This window comes from Streptomyces capoamus (genome assembly GCF_014654935.1).
Classification (GTDB): Bacteria; Actinomycetota; Actinomycetes; order Streptomycetales; family Streptomycetaceae; genus Streptomyces; species Streptomyces capoamus.
The window spans coordinates 206310-207910 of sequence record NZ_BNBF01000008.1; the positions used below are offsets into that span (position 1 = coordinate 206310).

Annotated in this window: 2 protein-coding genes; one reads left to right on the forward strand and one right to left on the reverse strand. The window is 73.2% G+C overall.

Annotated features, from left to right (window positions below; translation table 11 throughout):
* Positions 1 to 54: 54 nt before the first annotated feature.
* The gene (locus IE312_RS15475) at positions 55 to 879 is read left to right on the forward strand and encodes a Fic family protein (RefSeq protein WP_189982136.1); all 825 of its coding nucleotides are present in this window, start codon (positions 55 to 57) and stop codon (positions 877 to 879) included.
* A gap of 341 nt (positions 880 to 1220) precedes the next feature.
* On the opposite strand, the gene IE312_RS40235 is transcribed toward IE312_RS15475, so the two are convergent.
* Positions 1221 to 1601: HAD family hydrolase (locus tag IE312_RS40235; RefSeq protein ID WP_229899804.1), on the reverse strand; the 381-nt coding region annotated here is incomplete at its 5' end.

The window sequence follows — 1601 nt, forward strand, 5'->3', positions numbered from 1 at the left end:
GAAGAAGACCACTCCTTCGTGGGGTCGGCCGGTGGGGTGCGTAGGGTCGTACTCATGAGTACGACAGGCGCGACCGCCGACCCGCTCGCGGCCCTGGGCTCGCTGCCCGGTGTGGCCGAGTCCGTGGAGTCTGTGCGCAAGGCCGTGGACCGGGTCTACGGGCACCGGGTCATGCGGCGCCGCAGCAACGAGATCACCTCCGAGGCGGCCCTCCGTGGTGCCCGCGGCTCAGCGGCCCTGTCCGGCGCGGACTGGGCCCTGGAAGAGGTGCGCCGGCGCACCGACTTCGGCGTCGACCCCGAGGCCCGCGTCATGGGCGCGGCACTGCGGCTGACCGCGGAGGCGGGGCAGCTGCTGTCCATCTGGCGCCAGTCGCCCCTGCGGGTGCTGGCCCGGCTGCACCTGGTGGCGGCGGCGAGCGATGACGAGCAGGTCGGCCGGCCGCGCCAGGCCGGTGAGCCGGTGGACGAGCCGCTGGTCGAGCTGGCGCTGCCGGACGCCGAGGAGGTCTCGGGCCGGCTGGAGGGGCTGGCCGACCTGATCATCGCGGGCAGCTCCGCGCCCGCGCTGGTGACGGCCGCCGTGGTCCACGGCGAGCTGCTGGCGCTGCGCCCCTTCGCGTCCCACAACGGGCTGGTCGCGCGCGCGGCCGAGCGAATCGTGCTGATCGGTAGCGGCCTGGACCCGAAGGCTGTCTGCCCGGCCGAGGTGGGTCACGCCGAACTGGGCCGCGCCTCCTACCTGGCCGCCCTGGACGGCTACGTGTCCGGCACCCCCGAGGGCATGGCGGCCTGGATCGCCCACTGCGGCCGGGCGGTCGAGCTGGGCGTGCGCGAGTCGACCGCGGTGTGCGAGGCGCTGCAGCGCGGCGCGGCCTGAGGGAACGGGGGAGCCCCGGACAAGGGTTGCGGCGGTACGAGAACTCGTACCGCCGCTGGCATGCTCACCGGGTTACCAAGCGTCCTCGATATGTCGCCCATCAGGTCGGGGTGCTTTGCCCGTCACCTGGTGCGGCTGGCCCGTAATCGACGGGTCGACGTCGCGTGGGTGCCCGGTGTTCATGCGGGGTCCGTGGGGCCAAGTGCGTAGTGTCAGGGGATCCTCTCGGATGTCCTTTGGTCTCGCGGGCCTACCTTCTTTGTACCGCGGGCCGGCAGGAAGCGGAACCCCAGCCCGCACTTCTTTACTTTCCGCTCGAAAAGGGCGAAACGGGCGCCCGCTCAGACGGTGCCGCGCCGTCGGCTGGTGTACCAGACGAGACCGGCGGTCGCCGCCGCCGCACCTATGGCCGCCGCCGCGACCAGCGCCGGCCGGGGCGGGACGGAGAAGCCCGGCAGCCGCTTCTTGAGCGGGACCGGGCGGCGGAACTCCAGGACCGGCCACCCGCGGGCGAGTGCCTCGCGGCGCAAGGCGCGATCAGGGTTCACGGCGTGCGGGTGACCGACCGTCCCGAGCATCGGCAGGTCGGTGGCCGAATCGCTGTAGGCGTAGCAGCGGTCGAGGTCGTAGCCCTCCGACGCGGCCAGCTCCCGGACGGCCTCCGCCTTGGTGGGCCCGTAGGCGTAGTACTCGACCGCTCCGGTGAAACAGCCGTCCTCCCC